Here is a 21,491-nt window from a genome sequence, read left to right on the forward strand (position 1 = left end):
GGCACGACCGCCGCACGCCTTAAACTTAGTAAAGCGTTGCGCGGTTGCAACCCCATCCGAAAAAATTAACTGCGCGAATGTTCGCGCTGGCCCGGCAGCATGCGGCTGAGAACCGAGTCGCGATCGACGAACTGGTGCTTCAGCGCGCCGGCGATATGCAGCAGGACGAGCGCCACCATCGGCCACTTGAGCAGCTCGTGCAGCGAATGGGCCGGGCCGCCGATCGCCGATCCCTGCGGCGCGATATAAGGCAGATCGAACAGGAAGAACCAGCTGAGCGGCCGACGCGTGTCGCCTGCCGAGACCATGATCCAGCCCGACAGCGGAATGGCGATCAGCAGGACGTAGAAGGCGATGTGGACGAAGGCGGCAAGGCCGCGCTGCCAACCGGGCATCTCCGCCACCGGCGGCCGGCGGTGCGTCAGGCGCCAGCAGAGCAGGCCCAGGCTGAGGACCAGCACGGTGATGCCGATCGCCTTGTGCAGCGGCATGGCCGGAATGCCCTTGAAGGCGTCCGTCGCGATGCCGAGCACGAGATTGACGATGACCAGCAGGGCGATCGACCAGTGGAGCGCGATCGCGATCCCCGGATAGCGGCCAGGCGCCCTGCTGCCCAAGGGATCAGGCCCCGACCGGCTCGTTCGCGGCGGGCGCGAGCGGCACGGGCGACGGGCCCTTGCCCTGGCGCTGCTGCCGGGCGAACAGATCCTGCACCCGCGCGAGCGAGAAAAGGTGCGCGTAGATGAGCGGCATCGCGCCCGACTGGATCAGCCGGCGGGCGACATCGCCGCGCAGATCGCGCAGCGCATCCTCGCTGACCATCTGGAAGCCGCGATAGACGAAGGGCTGCGCGCCCTCCGGCTGGATCGTCACCTCGCCATCGATCAGCAGCTTCAGATCCTGCAGTTCCTTGACGAAGGCCTGCGTGCGCTGGCCAGCTGTCTCGAACTGCTCGCAGAAGGTGAGAATGTTGCGGGTCGCCTGGCTCGGCTCGGTGCCGTCGAACAGCGTCTCGCCCTCATGCTCGCCAACCGCATCGGCGGTGGGATCGAAGCAGAGCGTCAGCTCGTCACGATCCTGGAAGAGCTTGGCGAGCATGAACGGATAGCGGCGGATGTAGGCGGGCAGATAGCCGTCCTCGTCCAGCGTCTTGCCCTCGGCGTCGAAGAAGGTGTTCACGCCTTCGTTCAGGCCCGTCAGCGCGAGCGGCACCGGGTTCGGCCCGGTCGAGAAGACGATCGGGTAGAAACGCTGCGCCAGGCCGAATTCCTCGGCGGTGAGCGGCACGGCATGGGTGTCGGTCGCGAACTCGCCACCGATCATCCGCAGCTTCATCTGCCCATGGACGTTGCTGGATAGCGGTTCCAGCCGCTTGTAGAACAGGGGCAGGTCCGACTGGGGCGCGCTGGCCATGGAACTTCGCTCCGACTTGGGATTTTTGAATGGTTCGTCCTGCGTCTATTGCGCGGCCACGCCCAAGTCCAGCGACTAAGCCTGAGGCGGCGGCACCAGCTTGCCCGGATTCATGATGCCGAGCGGATCGAGCGCGGCCTTGATCGCACGAACGGCAGCCAGCCGCGCCGAGCCGGCGGTGCGCGCGAACTCGGCGAGCTTCAACTGGCCGATGCCATGTTCCGCCGAGATCGAGCCGCCGGCCGCGCCGACCAGATCGTGGACGAAGGCGGACACTTCGTCCCCCTGCCCCACGAGCCACGCCGCGCCGTCCGATGCGGCGGGCGCGCGGACGTTGAAGTGGACGTTGCCGTCGCCGAGATGACCGAAGGCGATCACCCGTGTGCCGGGAAAGCGCGCCTCGGTGGCCGCGCGGGCCGACGCGATGAAGCCCGGCATGGCGGCGACGGGGACGGAGACGTCATGCTTGGCGGCGACACCGTCGGCACGCTCCGCCTCGGAAATGCTTTCGCGCAGCTTCCACAACGCGTCCGCCTGTGCGCCGCTCGCCGCGACGATGGCATCGGCGACGACGCCATCCGCTGCCGCATCCGCGAGCGCCGCCTCGATCCTCGATCCGAGCGGTGGTTCGGCAGAGACGGCGGTCGCCTCCACCAGCACGTGCCAGGCATGTTCGCCAGCCAGCGGCGCGCGCGTGCCGGGGATGTGGGCAAGCACCAGCGCCAGCGCGTTGGCGGGCACCAGCTCGAAGCTTTCAACGGCGTCGCCGGTCGCCGCTTCCAGCCGGCGGAGCAGCGTCAGCGCCGATCCTGCATCGGGCAGGCCGACCCATGCGACGACACGCTGCGCCACTGCGGGGACAAGGCGGAGCGCCGCGGCGGTGACGATGCCGAGCGTGCCTTCCGCACCCGCAAACAGCTGGCGCAGATCATAGCCGCGATTATCCTTGCGGAGCCCAGACAGACCTTCGAACAGGCTACCGTCGGGCAGCACCGCCTCGATCCCCAGCAGCAATGCGCGCATCGGGCCGAAGCGCAGCACCTGCGTGCCGCCGGCGTTGGTGGAGACCAGCCCGCCGACGGTGGCCGAACCCTTGGCCGCCAGCGACAGCGGGAAACGGCGGCCCGCCGCCTCCGCCGCATCATGGACAGTCTGGAGCGTCACGCCCGCCTCCGCCACCAGCAGATCGTCTTCGGCGGAAATGCTGCGGATGCGTGCCATGCGACGGGTGGAGAGGATCAGCGCGTCACCATCGGCAGACGGCGTGGCGCCGGCGACCATCGAGGTGTTGCCGCCCTGCGGTACGATCGGCACCCGGTTCGCCACGGCCCAGCGCGCCACCGCCGCGGCTTCCTGCGTGCTGGCGGGGGAGACGAGCGCGCGCGCGCGGCCGGTGCGGCGGCCACGCCAGTCCGTCAGCCAAGGTGCCATGTCGACCGGATCGTCGGTAAAGCCCTTGGGTCCGAGGATGGCGCGCAGATCGTCCGTCATGGGCGCGATATAGGCTGCGGAGCAGGTGACGTCATGGCACCATGCCGCTCAGCGGCGCAGCACGGGCAGGATGCTGGCATAATCGTCCGTCCAGCCGCGGATGCCGGGTTTGGGGCGCAGACGCGTCCAGCCGCCGACGCGCCGGCCATCATCGGTGGTCAGGCGGTCGAGCACCTCCGTGCGGCGGGTGAGCGCCACCCAGACCGAGCGGCCCGCCCCCTCCTCTGCCGAGATCGCGCTCGGCACATAATCGCGCACCGCCCCTGCCCAGCCGCCCTCCGCCGCGGCGGCCGCGACGATCGGCTCGAGATCGAGATAGCGATTGGAGATGTGGACCAGCAGCAGGCCATCCTGCGCCAGCACGCGGCCATAGACGGCAAAGGCCTCGGCGGTGAGCAGGTGCATGGGCACCGCATCCGACGAGAAGGCATCGACCGCGAGCAGGTTGAGCGCGTGCGGCGGCTGCGCGGCGAGCGACAGGCGCGCATCGCCCAGCACGATCGCGGCCTTGGGCGCACAGCGTGACAGGAAGGTGAAGCGCGCCGGATCGGTGGCGATGCGGACGATGGCGGGGTCGATCTCGAAGAAGGTCCAGCGCTCGCCCGGCCGTGCGTAGCAGGCGAGCGTGCCCGTCCCCAGCCCGACGACGCCGACCGACGCCTTCGGCCCATAGAGTGCAGGCACGAAGCGCAGAGCGATGCCGACGCCGGACGAGGGCGCATAATAGCTGATCGGCCATGTCTGCTCGTTGGGCGCGGTGCGCTGGACGCCGTGCAGCGTGGTGCCGGAGATCAGTTCACGCCGGTCGCCGCGATCGGCGACGGTGTAGACGCCGAACCAGCTGCGCGTACGCACCCGTCCGTCCGCACTGATCACCAGCGCGCGCCAGCCACCCGTCGCCAGCATCAGCGACAGCGCGAGCAGGATCGACAGCGTGCGCCGCCCGCTCGCCGCCAGCAGCCCCGCAGCGAGCAGAATCGCCGCACCGATGGCAAGCGGCCCGCCCGCCTCTGACGCCGCACCGACGATGCCGAGCCCCGCCCCCACGATCGCCAGCACGGTGGCCACGCGGTCCGGCAGTCGCAGCCACGGCCGCTCGAGGCCGAGCGCGGCAGCGGCGAGGATCAGGATCGGCCCCTCATAGCCCCAGTCGAACAGCATCGGCGCGACAACCGCGCAGAACAGGCCGCCAAGCGCGCCGCCGACCGCCAGCGCCAGATAATAGAGCGTCAGCCGCGCGGGGGCCGGCCGCAGCAGGTAGACGCGCCGGTGCAGCGCCGTCGCCGCGACGAACAGGAAGATGAGCGCGGCCGCGATCGCCCACATGGCGGTCGCCGCGCCATAGGCGAAGGCCGTCGCCGCACCCGCCGCCAGCGCCAGCGGCAACAGCGCGGCGATGCGATCGGCCAGGCGGCCGGGGGCGAAAGCAAGGACGAAGCTGAGCAGATACAGGCCGAGCGGGACGACCCACAGCAGCGGCATCGCCACCAGATCGGTGCCGAGATGCGTCGAGGTGGACAGGATCAGGCCCGACGGCACCGCCGCCAGCGCCATCCACAGCAGCACCCGGCGAACCCCGATCCGCTCGTCCGCGCCCTCCATCCGGGCCGCAGGCGGAAGATGGCGCGGCAGGCGCAGGGCGCAGGCGGCCGCGAGCAGCGCGAGCAGGGCGAAGCCGCCGCTCCACACCCAGCGCTGTGTGGCGACCGTCAGCAGCGGCTCCATGAACATCGGATAGGCAATCAGCCCGGCGAAGCTGCCGAGGTTCGACGCGGCATAGAGCGGGAACGGATCCGCCTGCGGCGCTGCCAGCGCGAACCAGCGCTGCATCAATGGCGCCTGCGCGGCGACGACCAGGAACAAGGGCCCGATGCCGGCAAGAAACAGGCCCGGCACCCACCAGACCGGATCGGCCCCCGCGGGCATCCCGCCTGCGCCGAGCCCGATCGGCAGCCACAGCGCTGCGACTAGGAAGGCGAGCAGGTGCAGCGCCGCCTGCGTGCGCGGCGCAAGCCGGGCGAGGCCGTGCGCCCAGGCATAGCCGCCGAGCAGCAGCGCCTGATAGACCAGCATGGCCGACGTCCACACCGCCGGCGCACCCCCCAGCCGCGGCAGCGCGATGCGGGCAACCAGCGGCTGCAGCAGGAACAGCAGGAAGGAGCCGGTGAGCAAGGTCAGCACGAACAGCGGCCGCACGCCGGCTGGCGTCTCACCGCCGCCCGGCGCCCAGCGGGCATCCGCCTCCGAAGCTGAAATGTCCGTCACGCTCCCAGCAGGCGTGCGGCGTGGGCGGCGTGATAGGTCAGCACGCCCGAGCAGCCGGCGCGCTTGAACGCGGTCAGCGTTTCCAGCACCAGGGGGTCGCGCTCACCCATGCCGGCCGCAACCGCCGCCTCGATCATCGCATATTCGCCGCTCACCTGATAGGCGAAGACCGGCACCTCGAACCGCTCCTTCACGCGGCGGACAATGTCGAGATAGGGCAGCCCCGGCTTCACCATCACCGTATCCGCGCCCTCGGCGAGATCGAGCGCGACCTCACGCAACGCCTCCTCGGCATTGGCATAATCCATCTGATAGCCGCGCTTGTCCCCCTTCAGCAGCCCGCGCGAGCCGACCGCATCGCGGAACGGGCCGTAGAAGGCCGAGGCATATTTCGCGGCATAGGCCATGATCTGGACATTGTGATGCCCGTCCGCCTCCAGAGCGGTGCGGATTGCGGCGACGCGGCCATCCATCATGTCCGACGGCGCGACGATGTCCGATCCTGCCGCGGCCTGCACGCGCGCCTGCTCGACCAGCATGGCGCTGGTCACGTCGTTCAGCACATAGCCGGCCGCATCGACGATGCCGTCATGGCCGTGGCTGGTATAGGGATCGAGTGCCACGTCCGTCAGCACGCCCACTTCGGGCACCGCCTCCTTGGCGGCGCGGATGGCACGGCACATCAGATTGTCCGGGTTCACCGCCTCACGCGCATCCTCGCTGCGCAAGGCCGGTGGCGTGTTGGGAAACAGGGCCACGCAGGGTATGCCGAGATCGCGCGCCTCGCGCACGCGATCGACGAAGCGATCGACAGACCAGCGCGAAACGCCGGGCAGCGTGGCGATCGGCTCCTCCACCCCCTGTCCGTCGGAGACGAACAGGGGCCAGATCAGATCGGCCGGCGTCAGCACCGTTTCGGCGACGAGGGCGCGGCTCCAGGCGGCGGCGCGCGTGCGGCGGAGGCGCAGCGCGGGGAAGGCGGCAAGGCTCATGCCCCTGCCCTAGCCCGCCTGTGCGGCGAGCGGAAGAATGCGAACAGCCCGGCATGCAGCCGTTTCGCGGGCGGATCGTTGCGCGTTCATGTCCAGACCCCTTCCGAAGCGCGCCGCGCTGATCGTCAACGCCAAGTCGCGGAAGGGGCAGGATCTGTTCCGCGACGCCTGCACCAAGCTGAAGGCGGCGGGCGTGGAGATCACCTGCGCGCACGCGCTGGAGGATCCATCGCACCTGCCCGAAAAGGTGCGCGAGGTGGTGGCGGACGGGGCGCAGATGGTGATCGTCGGCGGGGGTGACGGATCGCTGTCCTGCTCGGTCGATCATCTCGTCGGCAAGGATACGGTGTTCGCGCTGCTGCCGCTCGGCACCGCCAACAGCTTTGCCCGCACGCTCGGCATACCGCTCACCCTGGACGGTGCGATCGACGTGATCGCGAACGGGGTGCGGCGGCGGATCGATCTCGGCATGATCGACGGCGATTATTTCGCCAATTGCGCGTCCATCGGCCTCGCGCCCCTGATCGCGGAGACGGTGCCGCACCGGCTGAAGCGCTGGCTCGGCCGGCCCGGCTATCTCACCTGGGCGGCGTGGAAGTTCGTCGGCTTTCGGCCGTTCCGCCTGACCGTCGGCGAGGGCGATTCTGCCGAGACGATGGACGCGGTGGAGGTGCGGATCGCCAACGGCTCCTATCATGGCGGTACCGAACTGGTTGAGGATGCCGACGTCGATACGGGCGAGATCGTCGTCCAGGTGGTGCTGGGCAACGCCAAGCACCGGCTGCTGACCAGCTGGGGCGCCAGCCTGATGAAGCTGCGCTGGCGGCGCCAGACGGTGCGTGAGTTCCACGGCAAGGCGCTGCGCATCTCGACCGAGCCGAAGCTGCCCATCTCGATCGATGGCGAGATCCTGGCCGAAACGCCCGTCACCGCGAAGATCGCGGCGGGTGTGATCGAGGTGGCGGCACCGCGGCCGGATGCCGCGGCGAAGCGCTAGCCCGCCGGCCCCTCACGGCCGCACGCTTCCGCATCGGCGAGCGCGCGTTCCTCCGCCTCGACGGCATGGAGGGGGGCCGCCATCCGCGCCTCGCGCCAGCGGCCGCGGCGGAAATAGAGCGCCGTCAACGTCAGCATCGCCACCGACCCGGCCGGAAAGCTCCACCACACCGCATCGATGCCGAGCTGCGCACGGCCGAGCAGCGCGATGGCGAAGCGGACGGGGAAGAGGCCGACCAGCATGATGACGAGCGGCGCCGTGACGACACCATTGGCGCGCATCGTGGCATTGAGGACGAGGGTGGCGCCGAACAGGATGAAGCCCCAGCCTGCGATCAGATGGATGCGCGCCGCGATCGGCACCGCCTGGCTGTCCGCACCGAGGAACAGGCCGACCGCCTGCCGATCGACCAGCACGATCGCCAGCACCAGCGCGCCGGTCATTGCGAGATTGGCGATGATGCCGGCGCGGGTGATCCGGTCGACCCGGCTCCACAGCCCCGCGCCGATATTCTGCGCCGCCATCGCGGAGACTGCCGCGCCAATCGCCATCGCCGGCATCTGCACATAGGACCAGAGCTGGTTGATCGCGCCGTAAGCGGCGGTCGTCACGACGCCGTCGCGGTTCACCAGCCCGATCATCGTCAGCGCGGACACCGACATGACGATCATCTGCAATCCCATCGGCACGCCCTTGGTGACGAGCGTGCGGACGAGCACGGGATCGGGCCGGAGATAGCGCCACTCCGCCCCGCGCAACCGGATCGGCAGATCGCGCAGGTAGATAGCTGCCAGCAGCGCCGCGAGGCTGAGATATGTGGCGATCAGGTTCGCCAGCGCACTGCCCGCAATCCCCAGGCGAGGCGCGGGGCCAAGGCCGAGGATCAGCACGGGGTTCAGGCTCATGTCGATCACCACGGACAGGCCCATGAACCAGAGCGGCGTCACGGCATCGCCGAAGCCGCGCAGACCCATCATCAACAGCACCAGCATGAAGGAGCCGGGCAGCCCGAGGAACAGCACGCGCAGATAGGCGAGCGCCAGCGGCTGCACCCCCTCCGGCGTGGCGAGCAGACGCAACAGCGCGGGCGCGGTGAACCAGCCGACGACCGAGACGAGGATGGCACCGGCGACGAACAGGCCCGAGATCGTGCCCATTACTCGCCGTGCGCCGTCCAGCTCCCGCGCGCCGACACGCTGGCCGATCAGCACCGTCGCCGCCATGCCGAAGCCGAACACGGCGGAGACGAGCAGGAACATGACGAGGTTCGCATTGACCGTCGCCGCCAGCGCGCCTTCACCGAGGAAGCGGCCGATCCAGATGGCGTTCACCGAGCCGTTCAGCGTTTGCAGCACGTTGGACGCAAGCGTCGGCAGTGCGAAGGCGATCAGCGTGCGCGTGATCGGCCCGCTGGTGAGATCACGCGCGGTGCGGCGGGGCGGTGCGGTCTCGGGCATGGCGCTTCCCCTTGACGTCACCCCGGATGTGTTCCGGAGTCCACCGGGCAGCATGTCCAGCGGCCGGCTGGCTTGGCGCAGCGCGAAGACCCGAGCAAGCCTGCTTAGGGCATGGCGGGATTGCCGAGACGGCGACGACTAACCCAGCCGCGCCAGCGCCGCCTCCAGCCGCTCCGCCTCTGCTGCGCGGGCGGCGTGATCCTCGCGCGCCTTGGCGACCGCATCGGGCTTCGCCTTCTCGACAAAGGCGGGGTTGCCGAGCCGCTTGGCCAGCGCGTCCCGCTCCTTGGCCGCCGCCTCGATCGCCTTGGCAAGTCGAGCGCGTTCGGCGGCGAGATCGATCACGCCTTCGAGCGGCAGGATGATCGTCGCCTCGTCCACCACCATCTGCGCCGCGCCGCCGGCGGGCGCCGGCGCATCGGAGAAGTCGACGCGGGCAAGCCGGGCCAGCGCCGCCGACTGGCGGGCGGCCCGCGCGAGCGTATCGGGCGACGCATCGCGCAGGTGCGCGGTGAGGCGTGCTCCCGGTACCACGCCAAGCTCGTTCCGGGCTCCACGGATCGCGGAGACGGCGCGGATCAGCCAGTCGACCTCCGCCGCCGCTTCCGGGTCGATCGCGCGCGCATCCGCCATCGGCCAGTGGCCGACGATCAGATCGTGCGGGCGATTCGCCAACGCGTGCCACAACTCTTCCGTGACGAAGGGCATGAACGGGTGGAGCATGACGAGGATCTGATCGAGCACCCAGCCGGCGACCGCCTTGGTCTCCTCGTCGATCGCACCCTTGATCAGCTCCAGATACCAGTCGCAGAAGCGGCTCCAGGTGAACTGGTAGATGGCGTTGGCTGCCTCGTCGAAACGCAGGTCCGCCAGAGCAAGATCGAGCGCCTGCACGGTGCGGATCGTCTCCGCCACGATCCAGCGATTGACCGGCAGCGTGGCCGCGGGCGGCTCCAGCGTGGTCGATCCGCCGATGCCGTTGGCCTGCGCGAAGCGGGCGGCATTCCACAGCTTGGTCGTGAAATTGCGATAGCCCTCGACGCGCGTCTCATCGAGCTTGATGTCGCGTCCCTGGCTCTCCATCGCCGCCAGCGTGAAGCGCAGCGCATCGGCGCCGTAGCGGTCGATCAGGCCGAGCGGATCGACGGTGTTGCCCTTGGACTTGGACATTTTCGACCCGTCCGGCGCGCGGACGAGGCCGTGAAGGTAGAGCGTCTTCCATGGCGCCTCCTTCATGAAGTGCAGCCCCTGCATCGCCATGCGCGCATCCCAGAAGAACAGGATGTCGAAGCCGGAGACGAGCACGTCGTTCGGGTAATGCTTGCGCAGGAGCGCGGTGTCGTCCGGCCAGCCGAGCGTGCCGAACGGCCACAGCGCGGACGAGAACCACGTGTCGAGCACGTCGCTGTCACGCGTCAGCTTCCTGTTGCCGGCCTGCGCCTGCGCCTCGGCCTCGCTCTCGGCGACATAGACGCCGCCTTCTTCGTCATACCAGGCGGGGATGCGGTGGCCCCACCAGAGCTGGCGGCTGACGCACCAGGGCTGGATGTTCTCCAGCCACTGATACCAGGTCTTCTTCCACGTCTCCGGCACGACGCGGATGGTGCCGTCGCGCACCGCCTCCAGCGCCGGACGGCTAAGCGTCTTGGCATCGACATACCATTGATCGGTCAGCCACGGCTCGATCACCGCGCCGGAGCGGTCGCCGAACGGCTGGCCGATCACGCGATCCTCGACGCGGAGCAGACTGCCCTCAGCCTCCAGCCGCTCGACGATCCGCTTGCGCGCCTCGAACCCGTCGAGGCCGATCAGCTCGTCCGGGATCAGGCCGTCGGCGGTCTGGATCACCGCCGCCTTGGCATCGAGCATGTTGAGCATGTCGCGCGCCTCGATGCCGGCGCGGCGGCCGACCTCGAAGTCGTTGAAATCATGCCCCGGCGTGATCTTCACCGCGCCCGAGCCGAGTTCGGGATCGGCATGCTCGTCCGCGACGATCGGGATCAGGCGGCCGGTGATCGGCAGGCGCACACGACGTCCGACGAGGTGGGTGTAACGCGCATCCTCCGGATGGACCGCGACCGCCATGTCGGCCAGCATCGTCTCGGGCCGCGTCGTCGCGACCTGGATCGCGCCCGATCCATCCTCCAGGGGATAGCTCAGATGCCAGAACTTGCCCGCGACTTCGCGGGTTTCGACTTCCAGGTCGGAAATGGCGGTGCCGAGACCGGGATCCCAGTTGACCAGGCGCTTGTCGCGGTAGAGCAGGCCCTGACGGTGCAGCTCGACGAACACCTTGAGGACGGCGCGGCTGAAGCCCTCGTCCATGGTGAAGCGCTCGTTCGCCCAGTCGCAGCTGGCGCCCAGCCGGCGGAGCTGGCGGGTAATGGTGCCGCCGCTCTCGGCCTTCCATTCCCAGACCTTGTCGACGAACTGCTCGCGGGTGAGATCGGTGCGCTTCTCGCCTCGCTCCGCCATCTGCCGCTCGACCACCATCTGCGTGGCGATGCCGGCATGGTCGGTACCGACGACCCACAAGGCATCGCGCCCCTTCAGCCGCGCATGGCGGATGAGGATATCCTGCAGCGTGTTGTCGAGCGCATGGCCGATGTGCAGCGAGCCAGTGACGTTCGGCGGCGGGATGACGATCGTGTACGGCTCGGCATCCGGGCGCTCGGGGCGGAAGCGGCCCTGCTCCTCCCAATGCGCATACCAGCGTGCTTCGATGGCGGCGGGGTCGAAGGTTTTCTCGATCGTCATGGCCGCGGGGCTTAGCGGGGCGCGCGCGGAAGGTGAACCCGTCCGTCGCCCCGCTCCGTCCCTACTGGGTCAACTGACCCCGGTCGGCCCGTCGAGGATCTGGCGGACGCGCTGGATGAGATCCTGCCGGCGATAGGGCTTGTGCAGCACGTCGAACTCCTCCGTCGCCTCGGCGGAGGCATCGAGTGCGCTATCGGCATAGCCGGTGGTCAGCAGGATCTTGCATTTCGGGCGGCGGCGGCGGACTTCGCGCGCGAGCACCACGCCGTTCATGCCGCCGGGCATGACGATGTCGGTGAACAGCAGGTCGATCGGCTCGCCCCGCTCCACCACGTCGAGCGCGGCGCGGGCATCGTTGGCGACGGTGACGCGGTAACCGAAATCGCTCAGGATCGTCTCACCCAATAAGGCGACATCCTCCTGATCCTCGACCAGCAGGATCGATTCGCTGCCCGGCTGCTGATCGCGGCGGCGCGACGTCTGCGTGCTGTCGTTGCCGTCTGCGCGAGGGAAGAGCAGCGTGACGGTGGTGCCCTTGCCTTCGGTGCTGTCGATCGACACGCCGCCGCCCGACTGCTTCATGAAGCCGTAGACCATCGACAGACCGAGCCCGGTGCCCTTGCCCACTTCCTTGGTGGTGAAGAACGGCTCGAACACCTTGGCGAGAATGTCCGCCGGGATGCCGGCGCCATCATCCTCGACGGAGAGGGCGACATAGTCGCCCGGCTGGGTACCGCTGGGGCGATGGCCACCCTGCTCGACGCGCCGGTTCTCGGTGCGGATGGTGATCCGGCCGCCGTCGGGCATCGCATCGCGCGCGTTGATCAGGATGTTGAGCAGCGCCATCTCGGCCTGCACCGCATCGACGCGGGCATTGGCGAGGCCCTCGCCGAGATCGTAGCGCACCTCGATCGCGCCGCCGCTCAACGTCCGCTCGATCAGCGAGCGGAAGCCTTCGACCAGCGCGTTCAGGTTGACGATGCGCCCCTTCAGGTCCTGCTTGCGGGCAAAGGCGAGCAGCTGCTGCGTGAGCGTCGCGCCACGCGAGGCCGCCTTGGCGATCGCCTCCACCGCGCGGCCGACGCGCGGTTCGCCCTGAACCGTCGGATTGGCCTGGAGCAGATCGACATAGCCGACGATGACTTGCAGCAGATTGTTGAAATCGTGCGCGATGCCGCCCGTCAGCTGGCCGACCGCCTCCATCTTCTGCGCCTGCCGCAGCGCATTTTCGGCATCGCGGCGGCGGGAAATGTCCAACTGGCTGGCGAAGAAGAAAGCGAGGCTACCGTCGGAGGCATAGACGGGCGAGATGAACAGCGCATTCCAGAAGGTGGAGCCGTTCTTGCGATAGTTCAGCACCTCCACCGAGACTTCGCGCCGCGCCTCGATCCCTTCGCGAACTTCGGCGATCGTCGCGCGATCGGTGTCCGGCCCCTGAAGGAAGCGGCAATTCTGGCCGACAATCTCCTCCATCGCATAGCCCGTCATCGACGAGAAAGCGTTGTTGCAGAAGATGATCGGGTTATCCGGCAGCGCGGGATCGGTGACGATCATCGGCATGCGCGTCGTCTCCACCGCGGCGAAGAAGATGTCGCGCCCATCGCGTTGCGCGAAGGCGGAGCCCTTGCCGTCGATCGTGGGAGGGGGGCCGCCCTCGGCGCCCGTCTCGGTATCGTTGGATGACATCAGCGCCTAACGGCTCCACCCCGCCTTGGTTGCTGCGCCGTGATAGATTGGGACAGCAATGTCAGCAGCCTGCCGCCGCCTCAGAGCTGCCGCCCGGTGATGCGCGCAATCTCCCGGGCGACGAGGCCTTCGACCATCTCCGGCAGCCGCGCGTCGAGCCATTCCTTGAGCATCGGCCGCAACATCTCGCGCACCAGCCCTTCCAGCGTATTGTCCCGCGCCGGCTCGGCAGCGGGAGACACGATCAGTGCGGAGAGCGCCGCCAGCGACAGGCGGCTGGCGGATGCGGCCTGCTCGGAGACGAGCTCGGGCGCCGCCGGTGCGGGCGCCTCGGCCACAGGAGGTGGAACCAGCCTTGGTCCGGATGGCGGCGGAGCCTGCGTCACGGGTGCGGGTGCGACCGGTTCGGTCAGCTCGAGCACCTCGTCCATCGTCGCCGAACCGGCCGGGGGCACTTCGACCGGGCCACGCCGCAACCGCGCGGGCGGCGCCGTGGCGGCGGCCCCGTCATCGGCGATGATGCGCTTGATGGAGGCAAGGATGTCCTCCATCGAAGGTTCGCGGGCGAGATCGGCCATGGACAAAACCATGCCCTAGGATCGGGGCGTTGTCACGTGGCTGCGCGTGCCCGGCGGCTGCGCCACCGGCGGCGTCACCGGCGGCTGCACGCCTGGGCGCAGGTTCGGCGCGGTGGCGGGCGGCGCGGCGGGCGATGTCGTGGCGGCGGGCGCATCCAGACGGTTGCGCGGGGCGGTGGCGGCGCGGTTCTGCTCCACCGTCACCTGCGTCGGCGACGGCACGCCGAGCGTGGTCGCGGCGACCGGCTGCGGCTCGGGATCCTTCGCCCAGTCGTTGATCGAGTTCCGCACGCGGCGATAATTGACGGTCGGATCGTAGAGCGGCCCACCGTCGAGCCCGAGATCCTTAGCCTCCGCCTTGCCCAGCGATGCGAGCAGTGCGAAGCCGGCGACATAGGCGTCACGCCGCGCGGCGACGAGCTGGACGCGGCTGTTCAGCAGTTCCTGCTCGGCATTCAGCACATCGAGCACGTTGCGCGTGCCCACGCTGTTCTCCGCCCGCACACCTTCCAGCGCCAGCTCGTTCGCGGCGACCGCCTGTTCGGACGAGGTGATCACCGCCTGCGCGGCAGTCCATAGCGAGTAATTGGTGCGCGCCTGCGCCACCACGTCGCGCTCGACAAAGGTCGTCTGCTCCAGCGTCTGGCTCTGGATCGCCTGCGCCTGCCGCACGCGCGCGCCGGGCAGGCCGCCCTGGAACAAGGGCAGGTTCACGCCGACGCTGAGCGTTGCGGAGCGCTGGTAATTGGGTGGCGACTGGATCAGGCCGCCGCCGCCGATCGAGTTCAGATAGTTGACGTAATTGCCCGACGCATTGGCCGTCACGCGCGGCAGGCGGAGCGATTCGGCCACGCGGACATCGAGCGCGGCGGCGCGGCTGGTGGCGCGGGCCTGCGACAGAGCGGGGTTGTTCGACACGGCCACGTCCACCGCATCGTCGGGCGTCGCCGGAAACGCGGGCAGCGGCGGCGGCGCATCCAGCGTGGCAGGCGCGGTGCCGACGACACGGAGATAATTCTCGCGGCTGGCATCAAGCTGCGCCAGTGCGGACTGAAGCTGGCTCTGCGCAATGGCGAGGCGCGCCTGGCTCTGCGCCACGTCGGTGCGGGTGAGATCGCCGACCTCGAACCGGTCCTGCGCTGCCTGCACGTTCGTCTGCAGCACGCGGACGTTGCCGCGGTTCAGCTCGACGATCGCCTCGTCGCGGATCACGTTCATGTAGGCCGAGACGGTCTCGACGAACACGCCCGCTTCGGTCGAGCGGAGATTGGCGCGGCCCGCCTCGACGCGTGCGTCGGCGGCGCGGATGCCGTTGCGCACCTGACCGCCCGAATAGATCGGCACGCCGATGGAGAGGCCGGCGCTGGCCGCACGCCGCGGTGCGACGATGTTGTTCGTCGCCTGAAGCGCGAATTCCTGGAAGCTGGCGTCCACACCCGCCTGCGGCAGACCCGCAGCGCGCGCGATCGGCACGCCCTCGTCGGTCGCGCGCTGCTGGGCACGCGCCGCAGTCAGGCTGGGATTGCCCTGATAGACCTGCACCAGGGCCTCACGCAGCGTGACAGCCTGTGCCGATGTGGTGGCCAGCGCGGCGCCGGCCAGAAGAATGGCGATCCGCACGCTGCCCCCCACGCGCAGGTTCAGAAGGTAAAGCTGCGCGGGCGCGCGAAGCCGGGCAAGGCCGGCACGTCCGCATCGGCAAAGCTTGAATAGCCGATGCCCTCGCCCCCACGAACGCCGACGGACAGGCGGACGACGCCCGAACGGATCAGCGGCACGGCGATGCGCCCGCCTTCGGCCAGCTGGGCGACCAGCGTATGAGGCACCTCCTCCACCGCACCGTCGATCAGGATCAGGTCATAGGGCGCGCCCGCCGCCCAGCCTTCGGTGAGCGGACCTTCGACCCGCTGGACCTTGTCGATCGCCGGAACGCCGGCAGGCGCAACGCCCGCCTCCTCCAGCGCGACGACGGAGGCGACCAGCTGCGCCAGCACCGCCGCCGAATAGCCGCCCCCGGCGCCGACCACGAGCGCGCGATCCTCCGCCTGCAGGCGGGCCTCGGTCAGCAGCCGGCCGAGCATCATTGCCGGCATCAGCGCACGGCCAGGAGCCAGCGGGATCGCGCGATCGGAATAGGCCAGCCGGCGCCATTCCTCGGGAACGAACGCCTCACGCGGCGCCACGCTCATGGCGGCGATCACGCGCGGATCGTTGACGGCGTTGGGCCGCAGCTGGCTCGCCACCATCGCGCGGCGGAGCGTTTCAAAGGATGTCTCGGTCACGGCCGCCCTCGTCGCACAGACTGTCTTGGATTGGCAACACACCCGGGGGGTGCGTTCGTCGTCTAGTGCAGGGCGTTCGTCGAGGAAAGCCGCTGTTGGCCCATCCTGGCGGCGCGGGAGGGCTTTCGCGCGCCGCCGTGGCCCGCTTGCACGCTCAGACGCCCTCCACTGCCGCGGCGATGTGGCGCAGCTTGTCCGGGTTGCGGACGATGTAGATGGCGGCGATGCGGCCGTCGCGCAGCTCCAGCGCGGTGGTCTGGAGCACGCCGCCACGCTCCCGGCTGATATAGCCGGGCAGACCGTCGATCGGCTGCACGCGGATCAGCTCGGCCGCCCCATCGCTCCGCTCAGCGCGCTTGGCGTAGAGGCGCAGCGCCCGCTCCACGCCGACGATCGGATTGAGGAAGGCGATCACCCGCCCGCCGCCATCGGACCGGATCGTCACGTCGTCTGCCAGCATGGCACTCAACGCGGCGACATCGCCCCGCTCGGCCGCGCCGAAGAAGGCGCGGGCGATCCGGTCCGCCTCCGCTGCGGGCACCGCGAAGCGGGGGCGGGCCTCTCGCACATGGCGGCGCGCACGCACGGCAAGCTGGCGCACCGCCGCCGCATCGCGCCCGAGCGTCTCCGCCACCTCGCCCAGCGCGACGTCGAACACATCGTGCAGGAGGAAGGCGGCGCGCTCCAGCGGAGACAATCGCTCAAGCGCCATCATCAGCGTGAGCGTGAGCGTGTCGGCCACATCCTCGTCCGGCTCGGCCGCACCGACCAGCGGCTCGGGCAGCCATGCACCGACATAGATTTCACGCCGTGCCCGGGCGGACTTCATCCGATCGAGGCAGAGGCGCGTGACGATGCGGGTGAGGAAGGCGGCGGGATCGTCCACCGCCTCCTCACGGCTTGCCCAGCGGAGCCACGCATCCTGCACCACATCCTCCGCCTCCGCGAACGAGCCGAGCATGCGGTAGGCGAGCCGATTCAGCCGCCGCCGCTCCCGCTCGAAAGCGGCAAGCCGGGGGTCAGGCAGCGGCAAGCTCGGCCTCTGCCGGGTGGGCGGCACGGAAGCCGACCTGCAGCCGGTTCCACGTGTTGATCGCACCGATGACGAAGGTCAGCCACACCTGCTCCGCCTCGCCGAACTGATCCTGCAGCGCGGCATAGTCCGCATCCGGCGCGCCGGTCTCGGCCACGCGGGTCAGCGTCTCCGCCCAGCCGAGCGCAGCGCGCTCCCGCGGCGAATAGAAGGTCGATTCGCGCCATGCCGGCAGCATATGGAGGTGCATCTCCGGCACGCCCGCGCGGCGCAAGACAGTGCTGTGCATGTGGATGCAGAAGGCACAGCCGTTGATCTGCGACACGCGCAGGCGAACCAGCTCGAGCAGGTTCGGATCGAGCCCGCTGCCAGCGAAGCTGTGTTCGAGCGCGGTCATCGCCTTGATCGCGGCGGGGGCGAGCGCGTGGGTGTTGCGGATACGCGGGGTCATGCCGTCCTCCATGGGGTTGTACCCTCATGACGAGACGACACGCACGACTGTGACATGGCGAGGAATTTTTATCCAACGCCCGCTCAGGCGGGTGTCGCTTCCGATGCCATCAGCGCGTCGGTGAAGCGTTGACGCCACCAGCCGACATCTTCGCTCAGCACATTGTCCATCATCTTGCGCCAGCGGCGCTGGCGCTCGTCCAGCGGCATGCGCAAGGCGAGCAGGATGGCGTCAGACAATTCCTCCGCGCTGTAGGGATTGACCAGCACCGCCTCCGTCAGCTGCGCGGCCGCACCGGCGAAGCGGGAGAGGATGAGGACACCGGGATCGTCGGGATCCTGCGCGGCGACATATTCCTTGGCGACCAGGTTCATCCCGTCGCGCAGCGGCGTCACCATCCCGATCCGTGCGGCGCGATAGACACCCGCCAGCACATCGCGCGAATAGCCCTGGTTCACGTACCGGATCGGCGTCCAATCGAGATCGGCGTAGGCGCCGTTGATCCGGCCCGACAGGCTGTCCAGCCCGGCGCGGATCTTCTGATAGCTCGCAACCTCGCCGCGTGACGGCGGCGCGATCTGGAGCAGGAAAACCTCTTTTCGCTCCTCCGGATGGTCACGCAGGAAGCGCTCGTAGCCGAGGAACCTCTCCTCCAGCCCCTTGGAATAATCGAGCCGGTCGACACCGATGATCATGTCGCGGCCGACCGCGCTGTCGCGCATCTGGCGGTGCGCCAGCCGCGCACGCGGTGATTTGCTGGCGGCGACGAACTCCGCAGCGTCGATGCCGATCGGGCAGACGATCACGCGGATGGTGCGGTCACCCAGCCGGATCACGCCATCGGGCTCGATCACCGCGCCCATCTCGGCGCCGACGAAATCCTCGAACGAGCTCAGCCATTCCTGCGTGTGGAAGCCGACCACGTCATAGGCGAACAGCGTGCGGACGAGGTCCGCCGCCTCGGGCAGGGTGTAGAGCAGCCGCCGCGGCGGCCACGGGATGTGGAGGAAGAAGCCCATGCGGTTGGCGGCGCCACGGCGGCGCAGCCCCTCGCCAAGCGGCAGAAGGTGATAATCCTGCACCCACAGCACGTCGGCCGGATCGATCAGCGGCGTCAGCGTGTCGGCAAAGCGCTCGTTCACCCGCTCATAGCCGCCGGCAAATTCGCGCTCATATTCGGCCAGATCGATGCGGTAGTGGAAGAGCGGCCACAGCGTGCGATTGGCGTAGCCGTTATAATATTCGTCGACGTCCTGCTCCTCCAGGTCGATCGTGGCGGTGGTGACGCCCTGCTCGCGCTGGAAGTTGATGTGGCCGGTAAACTGGTCCGTCACTTCGCCCGACCAGCCGAACCAGATGCCGCCATTCTCCCGCAGCGCTGCATGCAGCGCCACGGCCAACCCGCCGCCCGACGCGGTGTGGCCTGCCTTCGGCGTGGTGACGCGATTGGAGACGACGATCAGCCGGCTCATCGAACGGCCGTCCACGGGCGGCTGAGCAGGGCGGCGCAGTTGATCATGCCGACCAGCGAATAGGTCTGCGGGTAATTGCCCCACAACTCCCCGGTCACCGGATCGATATCTTCGGAGAGCAGCCCGGCGGCGGTGCGGCGTGCCAGCATCTCCTCGAACAAGGCGCGCGCATCGTCGACCCGGCCGGTGACGTGCAGCGCCTCGATCAGCCAGAAGGTGCAGACGTTGAAGGCAGTCTTGGGCAACCCGAAATCGTCCTCCGTCGCATAGCGCAGCATGTGCGAGCCGCGCCTGAGCCCTTCCTCCACCGCAGCAAGCGTGCCCTGGAAGCGGGGATCGTCGGGGGACAGGAATCTTAGGTCAAGCAACTGGATCAAGCTGGCATCGAGATCGTCGCCCGAGAAGGTCGCCGACATGCGGTTCGTCTCGGGCCGCCAGGCCGAGGTGAGGATCACCTCGCGGATCTTGGTCGCGCGTTCCGCCCAGTATGCGCGGCGATCCTCTAGCCCGAGCACCTGCGCCGCATTGGCCAGCCGGTCGCACGCCGCCCAGCACATGGCGGAGGAATAAGTGTGGACGCTCTGCCGCGTGCGCAGCTCCCACAGGCCGGCATCCGCCTTGTCGTGAAAGGCCCAGGCACGCTCGCCCACCCGCTCCAGCGACTTGAAGTCTTCGAGCCCGGCCATGCGATAGAGCCGCTGGTCGAAGAAGGCGTGGACGGCGCACAGCACGATCTGGCCATAGGCGTCGTGCTGCACCTGTTCGTAGGCTTGGTTGCCGACCCGCACCGGGCCCATGCCACGATAGCCGGGCAGATCAGGTGCGACGCGCTCTTCCAGCGTCGCCTCGCCCAGCACGCCGTAGAGCGGCTGGATGTGACCGCCGTTCGATTCATCGACGATGTTGCGCAGGTAGCTGAGATACCCTTCCAGCACGTCGAGCGCGCCCAGCCGGTTGAGCGCCTGCACCGTATAATAAGCGTCGCGCACCCAGCAGTAGCGATAATCCCAGTTTCGCTGCGAGTCGGCATGTTCGGGGATGGAGGTGGTCAGCGCCGCGACGATGGCGCCGGTTTCCTCATGCTGGCACAGCTTCAGTGTGATGGCCGAGCGGATTACCACATCCTGCCATTCGAGCGGGATGGCGAGGCCGCGCACCCAATGCTGCCATTCGCGCACCGTATCGGCCAGCATCTGATCCAGCGTGGCGGCGATATCGCCGGAAAAGCCTTCGTCCGGGCCGAGGAAGAAGTGGAGCGGCCGCTCGACGCGGAACGGACGCTCCGTCTCCACCATGCCGACCGGCGCAGTGGTGGAAAGGCGGAGCGTCATCGTGTCGGATGGGAAGCGTATGTGGTTGGAGCCGCCCGTATCCGATGCGCACGAACCGCCCCATCCGCAGGTCGGCCGCAACCGCACGCGGACGCGCGGGCTGCCCGCGACGGGGCGGACAATGCGGACAAACGCCACAGGGCGATATGCCCGGCCGAGGCGCTGGAAGCGCGGGCAGAAGTCGATCACCTCGATGGCATTGCCGCTGGCATCGGTGTGGCGGCTGACGAGGATCGGCGTGTTGCGCAGATAGGATTGCGCGACAGTCTCGCCGTCTTCCAGCTCGATCGACCAATAGCCATGCTCGGGCGCGTCGCCGCCGACCAGCGCGGAAAAGAGCGGATCGCCATCCACCCGTGGCACGCAGGCCCAAGTGAAGCGGCCCGCCCGATCGACCAGCGCGGACACTTGGCAATTGCCGATCGGCCAGAGATCCACGCCGCTCATGCGCCCGCCTCCTCGGCTGCCAAGCCCAGCCAGTCGAGTACGGCGGCCACGTCGGCGAGGCGGAAGGTCGCCGCTGTTTCCCGCTCAGCGCCGACCAGCACCCCCGCACCACCAAGTTCGGCAGCGGCGCGGAAGCCGTCCTCGTCGGTCACGTCGTCCCCGATGAAGATGGGCCGCGTGCCGGCCATGCGCGGATCGGCGAGGAAGGCGCGGATGGCGCTGCCCTTGTCGGCGTCGTCAGCGCGCAGCTCGATCACCATCTTGCCGGGCTGGAGCGTGCGACCGGGGCCGAGCAGCGTTTCGGCAAAGGCGCGCACCGCGCGGGCGTGATCGGGAGCCTCACGGTAATGCAGGCCGATGCCGAACGGCTTGCGCTCGACCAGCACGCCCGGATGATCGCGGCCGAAGCGCTCCGCCGCGTCCAGCACTTCGCCGACCCAGCCGGGCGACGCCGACGGCGCGGCGGCATCGCCCGCCCAACGCAGCTCCGCCCCATGGCTGCCGCCGATGGTGAGATCTAGGCCGGAGAAGAAGTCCGCCAGCTCGCCCACCGCCCGTCCGCTGACAAGGGCAAGGCGGCCGTTCAACGCCTCTGCAAGCCGGGGCAGTAGCTGCTGCAGCTTAGGATCGGGCGCAACCGCATCCGGCCGCGGCGCGATTTCCGCCAGCGTGCCGTCGAAATCCAGGAACAGGCTGGCGCCGCGCAACAGCGTGGCAGGTGGCGCTACCAACGGCGCGCAGGTCGGTTCGGTCAGGGTGCCCACTCCCATCCTACGGATAACAGCCCCGATCGTTCCGGTTCCAACGACGAACCGGTTGCGGTGCAGCATGAGCGGCGC

General features: G+C 69.0%; 17 protein-coding genes. 1 reads left to right on the forward strand and 16 read right to left on the reverse strand.

Features of this window, described 5'->3' with window-relative positions:
• Positions 1-65: 65 nt before the first annotated feature.
• The 5 genes from BM360_RS04000 to hemB form a co-directional block, all read right to left on the reverse strand.
• Positions 66-617: a cytochrome b gene (locus BM360_RS04000; protein ID WP_093311055.1), complete on the reverse strand. Its 552-nt coding sequence runs from the start codon at positions 615-617 to the stop codon at positions 66-68.
• 4 nt (positions 618-621) lie between these two features.
• On the reverse strand, positions 622-1,413 hold the full coding sequence (locus BM360_RS04005) for a SapC family protein (protein ID WP_093311058.1): 792 nt from the start codon (positions 1,411-1,413) through the stop codon (positions 622-624).
• A gap of 75 nt (positions 1,414-1,488) precedes the next feature.
• A complete protein-coding gene (locus BM360_RS04010; protein WP_093311061.1) occupies positions 1,489-2,904 on the reverse strand; it encodes an FAD-binding oxidoreductase in 1,416 nt (471 codons plus the stop codon).
• Between the two features lie 48 nt (positions 2,905-2,952).
• A complete protein-coding gene (locus tag BM360_RS04015; RefSeq protein ID WP_341350578.1) occupies positions 2,953-5,169 on the reverse strand; it encodes a fused MFS/spermidine synthase in 2,217 nt (738 codons plus the stop codon).
• A complete protein-coding gene (gene hemB / locus BM360_RS04020) occupies positions 5,166-6,161 on the reverse strand; it encodes a porphobilinogen synthase (RefSeq protein ID WP_093311064.1) in 996 nt (331 codons plus the stop codon). Before hemB ends, BM360_RS04015 begins: the two co-directional genes overlap by 4 nt.
• Positions 6,162-6,249: 88 nt before the next feature.
• On the opposite strand from hemB, the gene BM360_RS04025 reads away from it, so the two are divergent.
• Positions 6,250-7,158: a diacylglycerol/lipid kinase family protein gene (locus tag BM360_RS04025; RefSeq protein ID WP_093311066.1), complete on the forward strand. Its 909-nt coding sequence runs from the start codon at positions 6,250-6,252 to the stop codon at positions 7,156-7,158.
• Here the strand turns inward: BM360_RS04025 and BM360_RS04030 are convergent.
• The 11 genes from BM360_RS04030 to otsB form a co-directional block, all read right to left on the reverse strand.
• Positions 7,155-8,615: an MATE family efflux transporter gene (locus tag BM360_RS04030; protein WP_093311069.1), complete on the reverse strand. Its 1,461-nt coding sequence runs from the start codon at positions 8,613-8,615 to the stop codon at positions 7,155-7,157. The two genes, BM360_RS04025 and BM360_RS04030, sit on opposite strands and share 4 nt — an antisense overlap.
• Positions 8,616-8,753: 138 nt before the next feature.
• Complete coding sequence (locus tag BM360_RS04035) at positions 8,754-11,372, reverse strand: valine--tRNA ligase (protein ID WP_093311071.1); 2,619 nt, start codon at positions 11,370-11,372, stop codon at positions 8,754-8,756.
• A 69-nt stretch (positions 11,373-11,441) separates the two neighbouring features.
• Positions 11,442-13,058, reverse strand: coding sequence for a histidine kinase famiy protein (locus tag BM360_RS04040; protein WP_093311074.1), 1,617 nt, complete (start codon positions 13,056-13,058; stop codon positions 11,442-11,444).
• 80 nt (positions 13,059-13,138) lie between these two features.
• Positions 13,139-13,636 (reverse strand): DUF2497 domain-containing protein, encoded by a 498-nt coding sequence (locus BM360_RS04045; protein ID WP_093311076.1) that lies wholly within the window; start codon positions 13,634-13,636, stop codon positions 13,139-13,141.
• 15 nt (positions 13,637-13,651) lie between these two features.
• Positions 13,652-15,256 carry a TolC family outer membrane protein gene (locus tag BM360_RS04050; protein WP_242653307.1) on the reverse strand — a complete coding sequence of 535 codons (1,605 nt, stop codon included), beginning with the start codon at positions 15,254-15,256 and terminating at the stop codon, positions 13,652-13,654.
• Between the two features lie 20 nt (positions 15,257-15,276).
• Complete coding sequence (locus BM360_RS04055; protein WP_242653308.1) at positions 15,277-15,918, reverse strand: protein-L-isoaspartate O-methyltransferase family protein; 642 nt, start codon at positions 15,916-15,918, stop codon at positions 15,277-15,279.
• Between the two features lie 154 nt (positions 15,919-16,072).
• The gene (gene sigJ / locus BM360_RS04060; protein WP_423228889.1) at positions 16,073-16,951 is read right to left on the reverse strand and encodes an RNA polymerase sigma factor SigJ; all 879 of its coding nucleotides are present in this window, start codon (positions 16,949-16,951) and stop codon (positions 16,073-16,075) included.
• On the reverse strand, positions 16,938-17,402 hold the full coding sequence (locus BM360_RS04065) for a carboxymuconolactone decarboxylase family protein (protein WP_093313726.1): 465 nt from the start codon (positions 17,400-17,402) through the stop codon (positions 16,938-16,940). The genes sigJ and BM360_RS04065 overlap by 14 nt, the downstream gene beginning before the upstream one ends.
• An 83-nt stretch (positions 17,403-17,485) precedes the next feature.
• On the reverse strand, positions 17,486-18,874 hold the full coding sequence (locus BM360_RS04070) for an alpha,alpha-trehalose-phosphate synthase (UDP-forming) (RefSeq protein WP_093313728.1): 1,389 nt from the start codon (positions 18,872-18,874) through the stop codon (positions 17,486-17,488).
• Positions 18,871-20,652: a glycoside hydrolase family 15 protein gene (locus BM360_RS04075; protein WP_093311080.1), complete on the reverse strand. Its 1,782-nt coding sequence runs from the start codon at positions 20,650-20,652 to the stop codon at positions 18,871-18,873. Before BM360_RS04075 ends, BM360_RS04070 begins: the two co-directional genes overlap by 4 nt.
• Positions 20,649-21,416, reverse strand: coding sequence for a trehalose-phosphatase (gene otsB, locus BM360_RS04080; protein ID WP_242653309.1), 768 nt, complete (start codon positions 21,414-21,416; stop codon positions 20,649-20,651). The genes BM360_RS04075 and otsB overlap by 4 nt, the downstream gene beginning before the upstream one ends.
• Positions 21,417-21,491: the final 75 nt, after the last annotated feature.

The organism is Sphingomonas jatrophae (genome assembly GCF_900113315.1).
Lineage (GTDB): Bacteria > Pseudomonadota > Alphaproteobacteria > Sphingomonadales > Sphingomonadaceae > Sphingomonas_P > Sphingomonas_P jatrophae.